The sequence below is a fragment of the Arthrobacter sp. E70 genome (assembly GCF_058266945.1).
The window spans coordinates 138,049-154,405 of record NZ_JBYQFR010000005.1; the positions used below are offsets into that span (position 1 = coordinate 138,049).

Sequence of the window (16,357 nt, forward strand, 5' to 3'; positions counted from 1 at the left end):
GGTCCTGCCCTAGGCTGGGGGCACACAGCACTGTGGGGGCTGTTGGATAAATATTGGGGGAAGCCTGGTGACAGGAAACGTGTGGGGCGCCGACGTGGCGCAGCTGCGGACTCTGGCGCAGCAGTTCAGCAAGACAGCGGACTTGCTGCAGCAGCAGTCGACACAATTGAGCAGCCAGATCAACAACACCCCGGCCTGGAAAGGCGCCGACGCCCAGCGGTTCCGCTCTGACTGGAACGGCAACCACCGGGCCCTTCTTCAGCAAACCGCATCCCGGCTGCAGCAGGAATCGAAGGTTCTGCTCAAGAACGCGGATGAACAGGAACTGGCGAGCACCGACGGCGCGGGCTCGGGCGGCGGTCCGGTTCCTGGGATCCCCGGCTTCGGCGGGCCTGGTTCCGGATCTCTAGTGAATCCATGGGGGCCTGATTGGCTGGCCAAGGGCTCACCGTTCCGGGACGGCTGGGGCTTGCGCGGTCAGATCAAGGCTGGTTTTGACCTGCCCAAGAACGTCTTTGGGCTGGCAGTCCTGGGGAGCCACGGTGCTGAAGCCCTTCGGGATGCCAGGGCATGGAAGATGTTCCCTGCCCGAAGCGTCACTTACAACCTTTTGGAGTCACCTTCCGATCTTCTGGGCGCTAAAAACCTTTTCAAATATTTCCCTTCCCTCAGCAAATTCAGGGGTTTCTTCGAGGAGGCCCCCTTGTTCTTCAAAGGAAAGGGCCCCGTACTGGAGGCGCTGGGCAAGGGCGGCCTGGGCCGGGGGGTGGGGTGGCTAGGTATCGGGTTGAGTGGCCTGGACACCGCGAACTACATCAAGGAAGGCAAAACGGGCGACGCCATTTGGTCCGGAGTGAAAACGGGACTGGGTGTAGCATGCTTCCTTCCGCCTCCAGCCGGGACCGTCTGTCAGGTGGCCAGCGCTGGCATCGCGCTCTACGAGATACCGGCGGTTAAGACGTTCGTCAACGGATCGGCAAAGGATGCCGGCGAAATTGTGGCGAGGAAGGCTGCTGAAAGCGCAGCGTTTGTCGCGGAGACCGGGAAGAACCTGGCCGACTTGGGCAAGAGTGCAGCGAACTTCCTTGGAATCGGTTAGTGCAAATCAAAGGAGCTTGAGGATGACCCGCACGATGCAAGGGGAAACGGCTTCAGATTCAGCCGTTGGTTTCGGCTTCGCCGAGATGGCCTTCATGCTCAAACTATTTGGGACGGCTCCTGCCAAGAAGTCGGCTGAAGTCCTTCGGCTCGAAGTGGAGGTAGGCGCTGAACGCCTCTGCGCTGCCGGCGCTTCCTCCCTGCTCGGGCGAGGCTTCGCCACTGTAGGTGAAGACCTCGAACTCGAAGGACCCGCTGTTGCCGTCGCATACACGCTGGCAAAAGCGCATCGCTGGACGGAAATCAGCCTCATTACCCCCGACGTCACAGACACTGTGGTCCACCTTGAGTCGGACGAGGTCTCCCTGCTGCTCCAGCCGAGAACGCTGGAGACCTGGTTTGTGTTCGCCCAAGACCCCACAGTCCCCGGCGCGGAGGCCGAGTTGTCCATCATCAAAGAACATGTGAGCAACCACCCGGAGGGAACCGCCTTCATCCGCGTGCGCAGGATGGGCGATGATGATCACCTCCTCATCCGGCCTGACGCCGGCGGCTGGGCAGTTGGCAAAGTCCTTGATCCCACCCAGGATGTCGTTGAAACTACGGGCCTCGACAGCGAGGATCTCTTGCGCCGGATCACGACTACCCGCGGTGAAGCGGAATGAGCGAGGGCACCAACCGGCCTCAAATTGGCCGCAAGAAGGGCTACTACGCCCGTCAGGTGGAGGCCGAGGCAGCACGCCAGGGCCTTACCGTTGAGGAATACGGGGTCTACAAAGGAGACGTCGGCAGCGCCGTCAAGCCGATTAACTCTGCTGGCGGCTTACTCTTCCTGAGCATCCTGATCACAGCGATCATGGCCGTGGTAGCGGTGCTTATCGTCAAGTTATTTGTGGACGGTACAGAACAACCGAATTGGGGCCAACTGGTGTTCGCCATTGCCTTCGGGCTTTGGATCGTCCCAACGACATGGATTTACTACTTCAAAGAACGTAAAGCGACGCGCCTCCGGAAGGCAGCGGGAAAAACCCTTGAGCCTCCTACCCGCCGCTCAAGGCAAGCGGACTGGTAGCCAGGTTGGGTGCCACCATGAAAAACGATGATTCAGCGGCGTGGCGCTCGTCGTCTGGTTCCGCAATACAAAAGTTGCTTATCGAGCGCCCATACTTCTATGCAACGGGAATGGAACGCACCGTACATTCCTTCACAAGGGAAGAATGGGCATCGGCGGCTTCCAGCCAATCCTTCAACCATCGCCATGAACCCGCGACAACTTCCCGGACAGCACGCGCCCGTTTCCCGAGGAGGCGTCGCCGATGCCCCCGCCAACGACAAGGATGTAAGCGGCCTTGATGGACAGCTCAGACCAGGAGCGGCACAACGACGCCGTTTACGCCGGGCATAAGGAAGCGCTCGCCGGGGGGGAAAAGCGGGTACTGCGCAGGACCAATACCGGTGAAGTGCACAGTTATCCAGGAAATGAGATCGGCTTTTCCCCGGGCCGAGGACAGGCACAGGTCCGGACATGGTGGGGCATGGGTATCCTCACTGCAGTTTTCGGGTTTTTGGTCATTCTTTCCTTGGGCTTACTGCTGGACCCGTTGGGCCGCGGCCAGCAGCCGTTCTGGGGTGCATTATTCCTGACGGCCATGACCGGCCTGGGAGCCTGGTATACCTTCGGCATGGCGAGGGACGAATATCGGGCCAAGAAGCTGCGCAAAGAACGGAACGCACCGGAACCAGGAGCAGGACATGTCAACCAGTGATTCACCGAACAAGCGCCAAGCGTCCCTTGCAAAGAATGACAAGCGGATCCTCCACGGCACCGTGACGGGCGAACTGCACAGCTATTCAAGGGAAGAACTTGGCATAGTCACAGCGAGCTCGCACGCACAGGTACGGTCGGCGGGCGGATTCCTCGTGATGGCGGTCTTCCTTGCTGCCGTGGCAGTCTTCTCCGTTTTCCTGGTTGCCGGACCGACCGCAAGGGGTGGAGACCCGATGTGGAGCGCATTGTTCTTAACGGCAGCCGGAGTCGGCGGTGCCGTGTACGCCCTTCGCATGGCGAAGGTGGCTTCGAGGGCCAAGCGGCTGCGGGCGGAACGGGGAATCCCGGAACCCAGCGCCCGCCAGCTTGATTGGGGCCAGGACCGGCATGGCCAGGCGTAGCAAGGGCGTGCCGCAGGAACCGGGCTACGTTCCCTACCCGCCGCCTCGACAGCGCGTGCTGCATCGCCTCGCCGAGAATGGGGAGGTGGTTGCCTACAGAGAAGACGAGTACGGGGTCAGGAAGGATGACGGCCTCGGCATCACCAAGCCCGTGAACTCCGCGGGCGGGCTGTTGTTCCTTTCCCTCCTGATGACGGCCTTCTTCGGTCTGATGCTTTACGCCATCGTCCAGATGGCACTGACCGACCAGTGGGAAATCCTGGGCAGAACCTGGTGGATGTACTTGCTGGTCCTCTACCCGCTGTTTGCAGGCTGGTCGGGATACTTCCGGGAACGCAAGGCGGAGAAGCTGCGCAAGGCCAGGGATCTTCCGCGGCCGGTGGAATAACGCCTAAAGCGCGTGCCGCCGTCGCGAATTAATCCCAGCCCGGGCGTGACGTAACCGACTGCGCCCTTCCGGTTGGGCCGTCTAAAATAATCGAATGACTACAGCAGCTACCCCTTCCGTCGGCCTGGTCGGATGGCGCGGCATGGTCGGTTCCGTCCTGATGCAGCGCATGCAGGACGAGGGCGACTTCGCCAACATCAACCCGGTGTTCTTCTCCACCTCCAACGCGGGAGGTGCCGCGCCTTCCTTCGCTGATGGTGCCGGCAAGCTCGAGAACGCGTTCGACCTCGACACCCTGGCGAAGCTGCCGATTATTGTCACTGCCCAGGGCGGCGACTACACCAAGCAGGTCCACGGCGACCTGCGCAGCCGCGGCTGGGACGGCCTCTGGATCGACGCCGCCTCCACCCTGCGCATGAACGACGACTCGATCATCGTGCTGGACCCCATCAACCGCGACGTCATCGACAAGGGCCTGGTCAACGGCACCAAGGACTTCATCGGCGGCAACTGCACCGTCTCGTGCATGCTCATGGGCCTCGGCGGACTGTTCAAGAACGGGCTGGTCGAGTGGGGCACCTCCATGACCTACCAGGCAGCCTCGGGCGGCGGCGCCCGGCACATGCGTGAGCTGCTCAGCCAGTTCGGCACGCTCAACGCTGAGGTCAGCACGGAACTGGACGACCCGGCGTCGGCCATCCTGGACATCGACCGCAAGGTCCTGGCCCACCAGCGCACCGACATCGACGCCACCCAGTTCGGCGTCCCCCTGGCAGGCTCCCTGATCCCCTGGATCGACGCCGACCTGGGCAATGGGCAGTCCAAGGAAGAGTGGAAGGCCGGGGTGGAGACCAACAAGATCCTGGGCACCACTGACGAAAACCGGGTAATCATGGACGGCCTCTGCGTCCGCATCGGCGCCATGCGCTCCCACTCCCAAGCCCTCACCCTCAAACTCCGCGAGGACCTGTCCGTGGCCGAGATCGAGAAGCTGCTGGACGAGGACAACCAGTGGGCCAAGGTGGTTCCGAACACCAAGGAAGCCTCCATGGCCGAGCTGACCCCCGTCGCGGCTTCCGGCACCCTGGACATCCCCGTGGGCCGCATCCGCAAGATGGAGATGGGCCCGCAGTACATCAGCGCCTTCACCGTGGGTGACCAGCTCCTCTGGGGCGCCGCCGAGCCGCTGCGCCGCATGCTCAACATCGCCACCGGCAACCTGTAACGCCTACAGCTGCTTCACGAGCGGCCCTCCCCCGCATAACCGCTGCTGCCCTGCACCGGTTATGCGGGGAAGGGCCGCTTTTGCATGACCAGAAAAGCCAACAACCTGTGCCGCAGCTCTCCCGGCCGCTCGAGTTGCTTCCAATTGATCCGGAAAACCGCCCACCCCAGCTCCTGCAGCGCGTTCTCCCGGCCGCGCTCGGCAAGCAGAACATCTTCGGTGGGAGCGTAGTCGGTGTACTTCGCCCGGCCGTCGAATTCGATGATGACCCGGGCCTCCGGATCCGCGAAGTCCGCCCTGAAGAGACCCTCATGCGTATGGATCTCCACCTGGGGAGCGAAAGCCTGAAGGCCAAACGAATGCAGCAGCAGCCTGGTCCGCGTCTCCCCCGCCGATTCTGACCGGCCATCCAGCACGGCCAGCAGGTTCGCGGCCCTTCGGCTGCCACGCTTAGTCGGGCTCTCATCGAGCAACCGCTGCATGGACTCGAGGCTTGCACCCTTCCGCAGTGCGTGGTCGCCGATCACCGCAGCCTCGTCCAGCGGCAAGATCCGTGCGCAATCCAGGACCGTCCGTTCGAGGCTGGTAGTGAAAATTTCGCGCCCGTCCACGGTCCACAGCGATATGCGCTCTTCATCCGTCAGGGGAAGCTGGTGTGTGCGGACATCCGTCCCGGCACTGGACCCTGAATTCGAGTATCCAGTGGTGACGTGGATCAGCGGTGGTGACCTCCAGACACTGCACCCATGCAGCCTGGCGGCGCTCAGGTGGCTGTAGCGCGACAGCCCACCCGTGGATTCGTAGTGTGCGGTGACCAGCAGACGATCGCGCTCCCACGGTGTGGCGGCCTGCCACTCCCGCTGCCTCACGTAGGCCCCTCTGCGCAATCGGATTAGGATGCCGTTGCGGACCGCGGCGGTGAGCACACGGTCGTCCAGGCTTGCCGCGGCCAGTTGCCGCAACGATGCGACGGGCGCATCCGGCCACTTCGCATCGACCAAGGCCCGCACTTGTCCCGATTCCATGGTTAAAGGGTGGCGTGGCGGGAAGACGCCGGACACGGACGGATCGGCCTATGTGGACAGTGACCGGCCGAGGGCGGCCCTGCCCCGCATAACCGGTGCTGGGCAGCACCGTTCGTGCGGGGCAGGGCCGCTCGTGCGTTCGGCCCGCATCAGGAGGCCAGGAACGTCGTGTACCGCCGGGCGGCCTTGGTGAGGGCTGCCTGCGCTGCGGGGCCCAGCGTCGCGGTCCCGTCAAAGAGTTCAGGTACGACGGCGGCGCCAGTCCCCGAGCCCTGCAGCGCCCAGGTGCCCACCACCTTCCCCGCCGCGACCACCGTCTTCTTGAACACGCCGTTTCCGCCGGGAACGATCAAGTCGGAGTGCTCCGGCGCCAGGACGGCGGACCGGTCTGTATAGCCGAGGACGAACTCATCGAATCCGGGCAGCAGGTGCACGGACCGGGCCCCGGGCACGCCGGCGTCCAGCAAGGCTGCCACGTCGTGCGACATCCAGTAACTGGTGCCCTCAAACTCCAGCTCCACCAAGGCGCCCCGGACGCTTTCAAAAGCAGCCCGCACCTCGGTCAGCGGCAGCTGGGTCCACCAAGCGAAGTCGCGGAGCGTTGCCGGGCCGTGGCTGCGGAAATAGCGGAGCGCGAACTCCGCGATCCCCTCCTCGCGGCCGAGGCTGCGGGACTCTGGGATCCATTGCTCGAAGGCGGCGATCAGCTGCTGGTTTCCCGACAGCGGACCCAGTACCAGCCAACCATGCCGGCACAGCGAGCCGAGCAGATGGATCCCCCTTTGGCCTTGGGTCGGCTGGCCGGCGGCGTCGAAGACCCGGAACAGGTCCGCCCGGCCGACGGGGCCTTCCGCATGGATGTGCTCCAGCGCGATGTCCCGGGCCTTTTCGACATCCGCCCACGTGATCTCCAGCTGCCGGTGACGGCCTGCAATGCTTTTGGTGAGCCGTTCAGCCGTGAGCTCCAGCATCCACCGCAGGTCCTCCGGAGCCACCAGGTGCAGCGTTCCACGCATCGGCCACGACCGGACCACAGTTCCGGCATTGATGGCGTCCCTCACGTCGGCGAGTCCTGCCGCGGGCACCCGGACGCCCACGGCCCAGAGCGCTGCCGGCGGGTCCTGCGCCTGCATCGCGGTCATCCAGCGGACCAGCTCAGGTACGGTCGCCGCGGCCTCGCCCACGAGCCGCTGGGATGCCAGCCGAAGCCGTCCCAGTATCCTGCGGTCGCGCAGGGAAGCGTGCGGAGCCATGGCCCCATCCTAGGCCTGGTTACGGCCGGGAATGCCTACAGTTCGAGGCCAATCAGCAGCGGCTCCGGGTGCAGCGAAATGCCGAAGCAGCGTTCGACGCCGGCACGCACCTCCCGCGCGACGGCCACCATGTCTGCAGCGCTGGCTGAGCCGCGGTTGGTGATGGCGAGCGTGTGCTTGGTGGACAATGAGGCCCGGCCACCCGACACGCCGTCGGGCTCCAGGCCGAAGCCCTTGCCGAATCCTGCCTGGTCAATCAGCCAAGCCGCGGAGAGCTTTACCAGGCCATCAGTTCCGGCCGGGTAGCGGGGTGCCGTTTCCGGCAGCCTGTCCGCCACGTCCGCGGGCACGATGGGGTTGGTGAAGAACGAACCGGTGGAGTACGTGTCCCGGTCCGCAGCGTCCCACACCATGCCCTTGGAAGCACGCAGCCGGAGGACCTCGCGGCGGACGTCGTTGGAGTACGCGCGCTTGCCCGGCTCCACGCCAAGCGATCGGGCGAGCTCGGCGTAGCGGATCGGCGCGCTCATCCGGCCCAGCGGCAGCTGGAACTCCACCGTAAGGACCACGTACCGCGGCGAGCCGTTGACCGTGGTCTGTTTGAGGATGGAGTCGCGGTAGCCGAATTTCAGTTCGGAGTTGGTGAAGGTCTTCACAGCGTTCTGTTCGCGGTCCCAGGTGCGGACGGCTGCGATCGTCTGGGAGACCTCGGCGCCGTAGGCACCAACGTTTTGCACCGGCGTCGCCCCGGTGGAGCCCGGAATGCCGGACAGGGCCTCGATCCCGGACCAGGCGTGGCGGACGGCGTGCTCCACCAACTGGTCCCAGTTGTGGCCGGCCTGCACCACCACGGCGACACCGCCGCAGGAGTCCTCCGCGTTGACCGTGAACCCCTCGGAGGCGATCTTCACGACGGTCCCGGGGAACCCGTCGTCGGACACCAGGAGGTTGGACCCTCCGCTGACGATGAGGACCTGCTCCCCCGCAGCATCCGCGGACCGTACGGCATCGATGATTTCAGCCTCGGTCCGGGCCTCGATGAACTTGCCGGCGGGGCCACCGACGGCGGAGGTGGTCAGGGAGGAAAGCAGCGTGGAAGTCACCGATCCACAGTACTTGAAGATACTTACGTAACGCAGTTCCTTTAGGTACCGGCAGCTTTCCGGGCCACCGGCGACAGGACGAAGCTCACCGCAAGCATCACCATGACGGCAAGCAGCGAATGCAGGATACCCACGTGTTCGGCCAGCAGGCCCAGCAGCGGTGGCCCGCAGAGGAACGCGGCGTAGCCGATGGTGGACACCACTGAGACCCGGGCGGCGGCCATGGCGGGGTCATCGGCCGCGGCGGACATGCCCACCGGGAAGCCGAGGGAGGCGCCCAGCCCCCAGGCGGCAAGTCCCACGTAGGCCAACCAGGGCGCGGTGGCGAAGACGAACACGCCCAGGCCCACGACAGCCAGGGCGGCGCACCATCGCATGACCGGCACGCGGCCAAAGCGGTCCAGCACGACTGTTCCGGCGAAGCGTCCGATGGTCATGAAAGTCACGAACAGTCCGTAGCCGGCGGCGCCGGCAGCATCGGTCTGCCCGTGGCCGTCCGCCAGGGCAAGGGCCACCCAGTCCCCCGCCGCGCCCTCGGCCAGTGCGAGGCCCAGCACCAGGACGCCCAGCAGCAGGGTCCGCCGGTCCCGCCACGCCTGCGCTATCTTGCGTTTGTTGTCCAGCGGTGCGCCACCGGATGCGGTTCCGGCGGCAATGACGGGGATGGGACCGGTGACCGGGTCCTCGAAGTTGTCCGGAACGTAGGCGCGCTCCCCCGCCGCGGGGGTGATGTCGGCACGGAACCGGGCCGCCGCCGTCGCCACCGACACCGCGACCACCGCACCTGCCGCAGCGAGGTGCCAGAACACCGGCAGGGACACTGCCGCGGCACCTGCGCCCAGTCCGGCGCCCGCAACGGTCCCCAGGCTGAACGCCCCGTGCAGCCGCGGCATGATGTGCCGGCCCACGGCCCGTTCCACCGCCGCGCCCTCAACGTTCGACGCCGTGTTCCAGCTGCCGGTACCCAGTCCGATGACTGCGAGCCCCACGGCGGTCGCCACCGGGCTGGATAACACAGTTGTGCCAAAACCGGTGGCCAGCAGGCCGGCGCCCACCATGATGCTTCCGGTCCGGATGGCCCGCTTGGATCCCAGTCGCAGCACCACCAGCCCTGATGCTGAGACGGAGGCGAAGGACCCCAGCGTCATGCAGAGCAGGAGGATCCCGACATTGCCAGGAGTGAGGTCCAGGGCGTCCCGGATGGCCGGAAGCCGGGACACCCAGGAGGCGAAGGCAAGGCCGCTGGCCGCATAGGCCACCACTACCGCGTTGCGCCACTGCCTCACCTGGAGGGAGGTGGCCTCGGTTCCGGCGCCTGCGCTCAAGGGTGGATACTCAAGACAGCTTGACGAGCGCCTGGGCCTTCATCAGGACCTTCTGCCCGGCCGAGACGACGGTGAGGTCGACACGTGCGGTGCCGGCATCGGCGTCGAGCTTGCCGATGGTGCCGCTGACCTCGATGGTGGCGCCGGGCTCCTGCGTGCCCGTGGTGTCGGTGACCAGGACGGGCTTGGTGAAGCGGGTCTGGAAATCGACGACGGCGCCCGGGTCACCCGCCCAGTCACTGACCAGCTGGACAGCGGAGCCCATGGTGAACATGCCGTGGGCGATGACGCCGGGCAGTTCCACGCTCGTGGCGAAGGCCTCGTTCCAGTGGATGGGGTTGAAGTCGCCGGACGCGCCGGCGTACTTGACCAGGTCGGTGCGGGTGACCTCGATGGTGCGGCTGCCGATCTCCTGGCCGGCGCTGAGTTCGTTGAAGCTGGGGCTCATGGTTACTGTCCCTCTCCGCGGACCAGGATGGATGACGTGGTGGTGGTGACGTGTTCACGGGCGTCGCCGTCGCCAAGGGCGAAGATCTCGGAGCGGGTGGTGATCATGGCGCCGCCGCCCATGGCCCGGACGCCGTCGACGTGCAGTTCCGCGACGAGGCGGTCCCCGGCGACGATGGGACGGTGGTGGGTGAAGCGCTGGTCGGCGTGGACCACGCGGGAGAAATCGATGCCGGCTGCCGGATCCTCGATCAGCTGGGCGTCCGCGCGCTGGGCGATGATGATGGCGAACGTGGGCGGGGCCACGAGGTCGCGGTGGCCCAGGGCCTTGGCGGCGTCAAGATCGAAGTGTGCAGGGTGGGTGGCCTTCACGGCGCGGGCGAACTCGCGGATCTTCTCGCGGCCGACGTCGTACACCTCTGCGGCAGGGTAGCTTCGCCCCTGCAGGTCCGGATTGATAGTCATGGCCTCCAGCCTATCGCCCGGTCAGTGGCGGCCGGAAAAGCCCGCCGGTACCGTTCCGGCGGCGGCTAGCGGCGGAGGTTCTTGCGGATTGCCTGGCCGCGGACCACGATGCCGGCCACGTGCAGGACAAGGCCCAGACCGATCAGCGGCAGCGAGGCCATGGCCAGCCCCTGGTTGCCGCTGGTGTTGCCCACCAGGTTGAGGATGATGCCGACGGCGATCAGTCCCATCGCGCTGAAGACCAGGACTTTGTAGCGGGTTGGCGCGGCGGCCCAGAATTCGTTCAGCACCCACCCAGTTTACCGGGCCTTCAGAAGAGGGACTCCTGGATCGCCGGCACCACGGACGCATAGTTCCCCAGGACAATGGTCCGGGCAGCCAGCTGGGACAGGTTGACCACGAACTCAGCATCGGTGCCGTCCAGCCGTGCCAGGGCGTTGGGCCCGCTCAGGGCGGCTATGCCGAAGCCGTGCCGGCCTGCGTCCAGTGGATGCGGGTACGCGTGGCGGAAAGCGTCAGTCCCATAGAGGGCGTCAGCCCGGGCCGGCCGGACCCACCGCTCCTCCACCGTCTCGAAGCCGTCGACGGCGGTGCCGGCCAGCAGTGCGCGGGCCCCTGCGGCGGCGTGGACATTAATGGCGTCCAGGCGCTGGGCGGGAAGGGGCTCCAGCAGGGCGTCCGCCTTGGCTGCGGACCGGATTTGCTGCGTCAGCCCGGCTTCGGACGTCACCAGGTCCTCGAGGATACGCACCACCCGGCCGTCCTTTGCCCGTGCCACGTACCTCGCGGCCGCGGCGCCCTGCTCCGCGAGCCGGTTCCACTTCCGTGGGCCGGATGCCGTCCCCACCTTGGTGGCACCGCCGGCGAAGGTGGCGACATAGAGCCAGTGTTCCTGCATCAGGTAGTCACGCAGCCCCGGAGTGACCCGGCCGCCGCGGTGGAAGTCGTGCATCAGCCGGGATTCGTCCAGCATGAAGCACCGCTCACACTGCTTGCCCTTCGACGCGGGCGTACCGGCCGCACAGAGGATGTGTTCCCGCCGCGATGGGGAATGAACCACCACGTGCCCCAGGCAGGACCTGCCCGGCTGGACCACCTCGAAGCCCAGGCGCGCGCCGGCGTGCAGGCGCAACTGCCGGAAGTCCCCGTCCGGTGACTGGAGGCATAAAACCGGTGCGTCGCCGTCGTCCGCTGCCTTGGGAGCCGGCCCATCCCAAAAGACCCCGTGGACCAGATAGCGGGTATCGGTCAACGGGGCCTCCTGGAAAAAGCTGGGCGCCACTACAGGGCGGGCTGCACCCCGAAGGCTACCGCGAGCTTCATGATCTTCTCGGCGCGGCCCAGGCGGGGCAGGTCGGAGCCGTCGCGGATGACGCGGCCGTTGGCTTCGAAATCAGCCATGAAGTCGGTGGCCCAGGCGACGTCGGACGGCGTGGGGCTGATGACCTCGTTGATCACCGGGGTCTGGTCGATGGCGAGGCACAGCTTGCCGGTCATGCCCATCATCACGGTGATGCCGGTCTGCTCGCGCAGGATGGGGTGGTTGGTGCCCACGGTGGGGCCGTCGATGGGACCCGGCAGGTTGCCCACGCGGCTGGCCACGACGAGCTTGGCCCGCGGGTAAGCCATGGCTTCCGGGGTGGCGGCCATGCCTGTGTCGCGGCGGAAGTCGCCGGAGCCGAAGGCCAGACGGAACGCGCCCTGTGCCTTGGCGATGTTGTTGGCTTCCTCGATGCCGACGGCGGACTCCACCAACGGAATGACGGGGGTCTTGCCGTCCATGCGGTGGTAGCTCTCGGTCACCTGGTCGGCGGATTCGGTCTTGGCGAGCATGACGCCCAGCAGGCCGGGGGTGCCGCGCAGGCCAGCGAGGTCGTCCGCCCAGAACGGGCTGGTGGCGTCGTTGATCCGGACCCAGGCCTTGCCGCCGGCGGTCAGCCAGTCGATCACGTTGTTCCGGGCCTGGTCCTTCTGCGAGGGGTCCACGGCATCTTCAATATCCAGGATGATCGAGTCGGCACGGGACACGGCCGACTGGTCGAAGAGCTCCGGCTTCATGGCATTGACCAGCAGCCAGGAGCGGGCGATCTCTGCGGGGATATTGCGTTCCGGCCTTACGGTTTCGGCGGCGATGGTAGACGTCATGTATCTACCGTATCGGGCCCGCAAGCGGCGCGGCGAAGAAAACGGCCAGCTTGTGAGGATCAATACGAACTAAACGGGTTGTGACCGGCCCGCTGGGGGAAAGCAGGTAGCGCCAGGCGTCGTTTTGGGGTTCACAACGACGCCTGGCGCTACCTGGTGAGGAGGGGTCAGGGGATGTTGCTGCCGCGCGCAGTCACCCAGAGTCTGTACCAGTCGGGCCGCGTCATGGCCTCAGCCACCCTGGCCGCGTCGCGGCAGGCGCGGATACGGTCCGGATTGACCGTCCCGATCACCGGGGCGATGCCTGCCGGGTGCTTCATCAGCCAGCCCAGCAGCACAGCTTCGCCGGTAGCGTCGTATTCCGCTGCCAGCTGCGCCACGAGTTCCGTGGTGGCCGCCTCCGGGGACGCCGGGCTCTCCGGCTCCACGCCGGTGTAGGCCCCGCGGGCCAGTGAGCCGTAGGCCTGCAGCGTGATCTTGTTGCGCGCGCAGAACTCCACGGTGCCGTGCGGGAAGCTGTAGTCCAGGTGGCCGGGATGGTTCACCAGGACCTGGCTTTCCAGCCACGCCCGCTTGAGCAGGCTCATTTCCAGCTGGTTGGCAACCACCGGCGTCTCCAGCCGGTCCTGCAGCGCCTCAATCTGCGGGCCGGACATGTTGGACACACCCAGCTGCCGGACCTTGCCTTCCGCCATCAGCTGCCCGACGGCGGAAGCCACCTCCGCGGGGTCCGCCAGGGGGTCGGGGCGGTGCAGCAGGAGAATGTCGACGTAGTCCGTCCGGAGCCTTTTGAGACTGCCGTTGACCCGCTCAAGGATCGCTTCGCGGCTGAGGTCGTAGTGCGTCTGCAGCCCGCGCTCGTTCAACCTTATGCCGCACTTGGTCTGCAGCCTGACGCGTTCCCGGAGCCCCGGCGTGGCCGCAAGGACCTCGCCAAAGACCGCCTCCGATTTGCCGTTCCGGTAGATGTCCGCGTGGTCGAACAAGGTGATTCCGGCGTCCAGGGCAGCCTGGACGGCAGCCGCGGCCTCGTCCACATGGCTGCTGCCATGCGGCTCGTCGGACCAGCTGCCGCCCAGGCCCATGCACCCGTAGATCAGCTCCTGCATCAGCGGCCTGTGCCTTCGCCGCGGCCGTGCATCAGCGCAGCCACGCGGTGGTGTTCGCGGGCAGCTCGCCGTCCTCGAGCGGCGCGCTGCTGACCAGGACCTTTCCGGCCGGAAGGTCCACAGTGGCGTTCCCGAAGTTGGTCACCGACTGCCAGCCGTTGGGGCGCTTGAAGTGCAGTACGTCAGGATTGGCGTTTTCGACCCACTCGAGGTCCTCATTGGTCTGCAGTTCCCGGCGCAGCTTGAGGGCGGTCCGGTAGAGCTCCAGGGTGGAGCCTTCCGTTCCGTCCTGGGCCTCCACCGCGTACTTGCTGAACCAGTCCGGCTGGGGCAGGTGCGAGCCGCCGTCGCCGAACCCGAAGGAGGTGCCTTCCACCTTCCACGGCAGCGGCACGCGGCAGCCGTCGCGGCCGATTTCCACTCCCTTGTTGCGGAAGAAGGACGGGTCCTGGCGCTCGGAGTCCGGAATTTCGGCCACTTCCTGCAGGCCCAGCTCCTCACCCTGGTAGAGGTAGGCGGAACCCGGGACGGCGAGCATCAGCAACGTGGCAGCGCGGGCACGGCGCTCGCCGAGTTCAACATCCAGCTGGTCCTTCGGGCCGCCGGCGAGCAGCCAGTCCTTGCCGTCCTGGCCCTTGGCGCCCGCCTTTTCCTTGGCCACCTGCGGCAGGCCGTAGCGCGTGGCGTGGCGGACGACGTCGTGGTTGGAGAACACCCAGGTGGAGGAGGCGCCGGTGGCCGCGGCTTCGGCGAGGTTGCGGGTGATGATTTCCCGGTACTCCGCGGCGTCGAAGTCGGCCTGCAGCAGGTCGAAGTTGAACGCCTGGCCAAGGCCCTGGGGGCTCGCGTAGCGGGCGCGGCGGGTAGCGTGCACCCAGGCTTCGGCGACGGCAGTGCGCGGCGGGTTGTACTCGTTGAACACCTCGCGCCACTCGGCATAGATCTCATGCACTTCGTCCCGGTCCCAGAACGGGTGCGTGCCATCGTCGAACCCGTCCACACCGGTGTTCGCTGCGCTCAGTTCCAGCTTGGACAGCAGCGGCTCGGTGAGGTCCTTGGTGAGGGCGTGCGCAACGTCCACGCGGAAGCCGTCAACGCCGCGGTCGGACCAGAAGCGCAGGGTCTTGAGGAAGTCCTCGCGGATCTCCCGGTTGGACCAGTTCAGGTCCGGCTGCTCCTTGGCGAAGATGTGCATGTACCACTGGCCCGGGGTGCCGTCCGGTTCCGTGATGCGCTCCCAGGCGGGGCCGCCAAACACGGAGTCCCAGTCCGACGGCGGGAACTCGCCGTTGGGGCCTTTGCCATCGCGGAAGATGTAGCGGTCGCGGGCAGGTGAGCCCTTCGGCGAGGCCAGGGCTTCCTGGAACCACTTGTGCCGGTTCGAGGAGTGGTTGGGGACGATGTCAGCAATCAGCTTGATGCCGGCTTCGTGCAGGGCCTTGGCCATCTCATCGAAGTCCGCCAGCGTGCCCAGCTTGGGGTCCACGTCGCGGTAGTCGTCAACGTCGTAGCCGCCGTCAGCCAGGGCCGAAGGGTAGAACGGGCTCAGCCAGACGGCGTCGATACCCAGCGTCTTCAGGTACGGGACCTTAGCCGTGATGCCCTTGAGGTCGCCGATGCCGTCGCCGTTGGAGTCGGCGAAGCTGCGCGGGTAGATCTGGTAGACGGACGCCTGGCGCCACCAGTTCGGGTCAGCCAGACGGTCAGAGTCGGACAGGGTTGCCAAGGTGGCAGTGGTGGACAAGGCTTGATCCTTTTCTTCAGCGGCGGAGATATTTATATTGAATCTAAATTTACTTCCGGATCCATTATTCGCGCCTTGCAGGGGAAGGTCAACAGCATGCCCGGACGGGATCCGGACGGACTCTCCCGGGACCGGCTACGGCCGCGGTTCCAAGGCTGCTGCCACGGGCAGCGTGCCGTCCCGGAACTCAATGGTCCGCCCAGCGGTTTGCGGCAGGTCCAGCACTGCCGCCGCCACGATCGCAGTGTTGGCTCGGGAGGTTTCGCGGGAACCCCCGGGGGCCGGGTCGATGTCGATCAGCCCGGTCCCGGGCTTGTCCGTGAGCGCGCCGGGACCGAGGATGGTCCACGCCAGTCTGCTGCCGCGCAAATATTCGTCCGCGGCCGCCTTGGCCTCTGCATAGGCGTAAAAGCTGTTGTCTTCCGGCACGCCGTGGTTCTTGCCCGCGCCCAGGTAGGAGACCATGACGTACCGGTCCACGCCGGCCTGGGCTGCGGCATCCATCGACCGGATGGCGGCGTCCCGGTCCACTGCGTAGGTGCGTCCCGGGTTGCCACCGCCGGCGCCTGCGGACCAGACCACGGCGTCGTGGCCTTCCAGCGCCGCGGCGATGTCCGCCGTCGTCGCGTTCTCCACGTCCAGGACCACCGGCGTGGCACCGGTATCCGCCACGTCCGCGGAATGGTCCGGGTTCCGGATAAACGAGGTGACGCCGTGTCCCTCGTCGGCAAGCATGGCGGACAGGAGGAGGGCCACTTTGCCGTGGCCGCCGATGATGGCGATGCGTGTCATGCACCCATTCTGCCCGCCCAGGGGACAATTCCAAGGGCCAGGCGGCCCTGAACAGGGCCTTTATGCCCT

Annotated in this window: 19 protein-coding genes; 7 read left to right on the forward strand and 12 right to left on the reverse strand. The window is 66.2% G+C overall.

Translation table 11 applies throughout. The annotated features are described in order from the left end of the window. The first annotated feature begins 67 nt into the window (after nt 1-67). The 7 genes from AC3IMC_RS07935 (at nt 68) to asd (ending at nt 4,880) form a co-directional block, all read left to right on the forward strand. Nucleotides 68-1,099: a hypothetical protein gene (locus AC3IMC_RS07935; protein WP_490917842.1), complete on the forward strand. Its 1,032-nt coding sequence runs from the start codon at nt 68-70 to the stop codon at nt 1,097-1,099. A gap of 22 nt (nt 1,100-1,121) precedes the next feature. Continuing rightward, nucleotides 1,122-1,763: a hypothetical protein gene (locus AC3IMC_RS07940; RefSeq protein ID WP_490917844.1), complete on the forward strand. Its 642-nt coding sequence runs from the start codon at nt 1,122-1,124 to the stop codon at nt 1,761-1,763. Then, nucleotides 1,760-2,170, forward strand: a complete 411-nt coding sequence (locus AC3IMC_RS07945) for a hypothetical protein (RefSeq protein ID WP_490917845.1) — start codon at nt 1,760-1,762, stop codon at nt 2,168-2,170. The genes AC3IMC_RS07940 and AC3IMC_RS07945 overlap by 4 nt, the downstream gene beginning before the upstream one ends. 280 nt (nt 2,171-2,450) lie before the next feature. Then, nucleotides 2,451-2,864, forward strand: coding sequence for a hypothetical protein (locus AC3IMC_RS07950; protein ID WP_490917847.1), 414 nt, complete (start codon nt 2,451-2,453; stop codon nt 2,862-2,864). Further along, nucleotides 2,851-3,267, forward strand: coding sequence for a hypothetical protein (locus tag AC3IMC_RS07955; RefSeq protein WP_490917848.1), 417 nt, complete (start codon nt 2,851-2,853; stop codon nt 3,265-3,267). The genes AC3IMC_RS07950 and AC3IMC_RS07955 overlap by 14 nt, the downstream gene beginning before the upstream one ends. Next, on the forward strand, nt 3,254-3,655 hold the full coding sequence (locus AC3IMC_RS07960; protein ID WP_490917850.1) for a hypothetical protein: 402 nt from the start codon (nt 3,254-3,256) through the stop codon (nt 3,653-3,655). Before AC3IMC_RS07955 ends, AC3IMC_RS07960 begins: the two co-directional genes overlap by 14 nt. Nucleotides 3,656-3,749: 94 nt before the next feature. Further along, nucleotides 3,750-4,880 (forward strand): aspartate-semialdehyde dehydrogenase, encoded by a 1,131-nt coding sequence (gene asd / locus AC3IMC_RS07965; protein WP_490917851.1) that lies wholly within the window; start codon nt 3,750-3,752, stop codon nt 4,878-4,880. A gap of 59 nt (nt 4,881-4,939) precedes the next feature. Here the strand turns inward: asd and AC3IMC_RS07970 are convergent, their stop codons facing one another. The 12 genes from AC3IMC_RS07970 to AC3IMC_RS08025 form a co-directional block, all read right to left on the reverse strand. Next, nucleotides 4,940-5,905 carry a hypothetical protein gene (locus tag AC3IMC_RS07970; protein WP_490917853.1) on the reverse strand — a complete coding sequence of 322 codons (966 nt, stop codon included), beginning with the start codon at nt 5,903-5,905 and terminating at the stop codon, nt 4,940-4,942. Between the two features lie 149 nt (nt 5,906-6,054). Then, nucleotides 6,055-7,158, reverse strand: a complete 1,104-nt coding sequence (locus AC3IMC_RS07975; protein ID WP_490917854.1) for a winged helix DNA-binding domain-containing protein — start codon at nt 7,156-7,158, stop codon at nt 6,055-6,057. Nucleotides 7,159-7,193: 35 nt separating this feature from the next. After that, nucleotides 7,194-8,261 carry a UDP-N-acetylmuramate dehydrogenase gene (locus AC3IMC_RS07980; protein ID WP_490917855.1) on the reverse strand — a complete coding sequence of 356 codons (1,068 nt, stop codon included), beginning with the start codon at nt 8,259-8,261 and terminating at the stop codon, nt 7,194-7,196. Between the two features lie 41 nt (nt 8,262-8,302). Next, nucleotides 8,303-9,586 (reverse strand): MFS transporter, encoded by a 1,284-nt coding sequence (locus AC3IMC_RS07985; protein ID WP_490917857.1) that lies wholly within the window; start codon nt 9,584-9,586, stop codon nt 8,303-8,305. Nucleotides 9,587-9,596: 10 nt separating this feature from the next. Then, nucleotides 9,597-10,034, reverse strand: a complete 438-nt coding sequence (locus AC3IMC_RS07990; RefSeq protein WP_490917859.1) for a MaoC family dehydratase — start codon at nt 10,032-10,034, stop codon at nt 9,597-9,599. A gap of 2 nt (nt 10,035-10,036) precedes the next feature. Continuing rightward, complete coding sequence (locus AC3IMC_RS07995; RefSeq protein WP_454482648.1) at nt 10,037-10,498, reverse strand: FAS1-like dehydratase domain-containing protein; 462 nt, start codon at nt 10,496-10,498, stop codon at nt 10,037-10,039. A gap of 65 nt (nt 10,499-10,563) precedes the next feature. Beyond that, nucleotides 10,564-10,788 (reverse strand): DUF3188 domain-containing protein, encoded by a 225-nt coding sequence (locus tag AC3IMC_RS08000; RefSeq protein WP_490917860.1) that lies wholly within the window; start codon nt 10,786-10,788, stop codon nt 10,564-10,566. A gap of 20 nt (nt 10,789-10,808) precedes the next feature. Then, nucleotides 10,809-11,750 (reverse strand): DUF2797 domain-containing protein, encoded by a 942-nt coding sequence (locus AC3IMC_RS08005; protein ID WP_490917862.1) that lies wholly within the window; start codon nt 11,748-11,750, stop codon nt 10,809-10,811. 29 nt (nt 11,751-11,779) lie between these two features. Continuing rightward, nucleotides 11,780-12,643, reverse strand: a complete 864-nt coding sequence (locus AC3IMC_RS08010; protein ID WP_454482653.1) for an HpcH/HpaI aldolase/citrate lyase family protein — start codon at nt 12,641-12,643, stop codon at nt 11,780-11,782. A gap of 167 nt (nt 12,644-12,810) precedes the next feature. Beyond that, the gene (locus tag AC3IMC_RS08015; protein ID WP_490917864.1) at nt 12,811-13,752 is read right to left on the reverse strand and encodes an aldo/keto reductase; all 942 of its coding nucleotides are present in this window, start codon (nt 13,750-13,752) and stop codon (nt 12,811-12,813) included. 31 nt (nt 13,753-13,783) lie between these two features. Continuing rightward, nucleotides 13,784-15,496, reverse strand: coding sequence for a glycoside hydrolase family 13 protein (locus tag AC3IMC_RS08020; protein WP_490917866.1), 1,713 nt, complete (start codon nt 15,494-15,496; stop codon nt 13,784-13,786). Between the two features lie 135 nt (nt 15,497-15,631). Next, complete coding sequence (locus tag AC3IMC_RS08025; RefSeq protein ID WP_490917868.1) at nt 15,632-16,288, reverse strand: SDR family oxidoreductase; 657 nt, start codon at nt 16,286-16,288, stop codon at nt 15,632-15,634. Between the last annotated feature and the right edge of the window lie 69 nt (nt 16,289-16,357).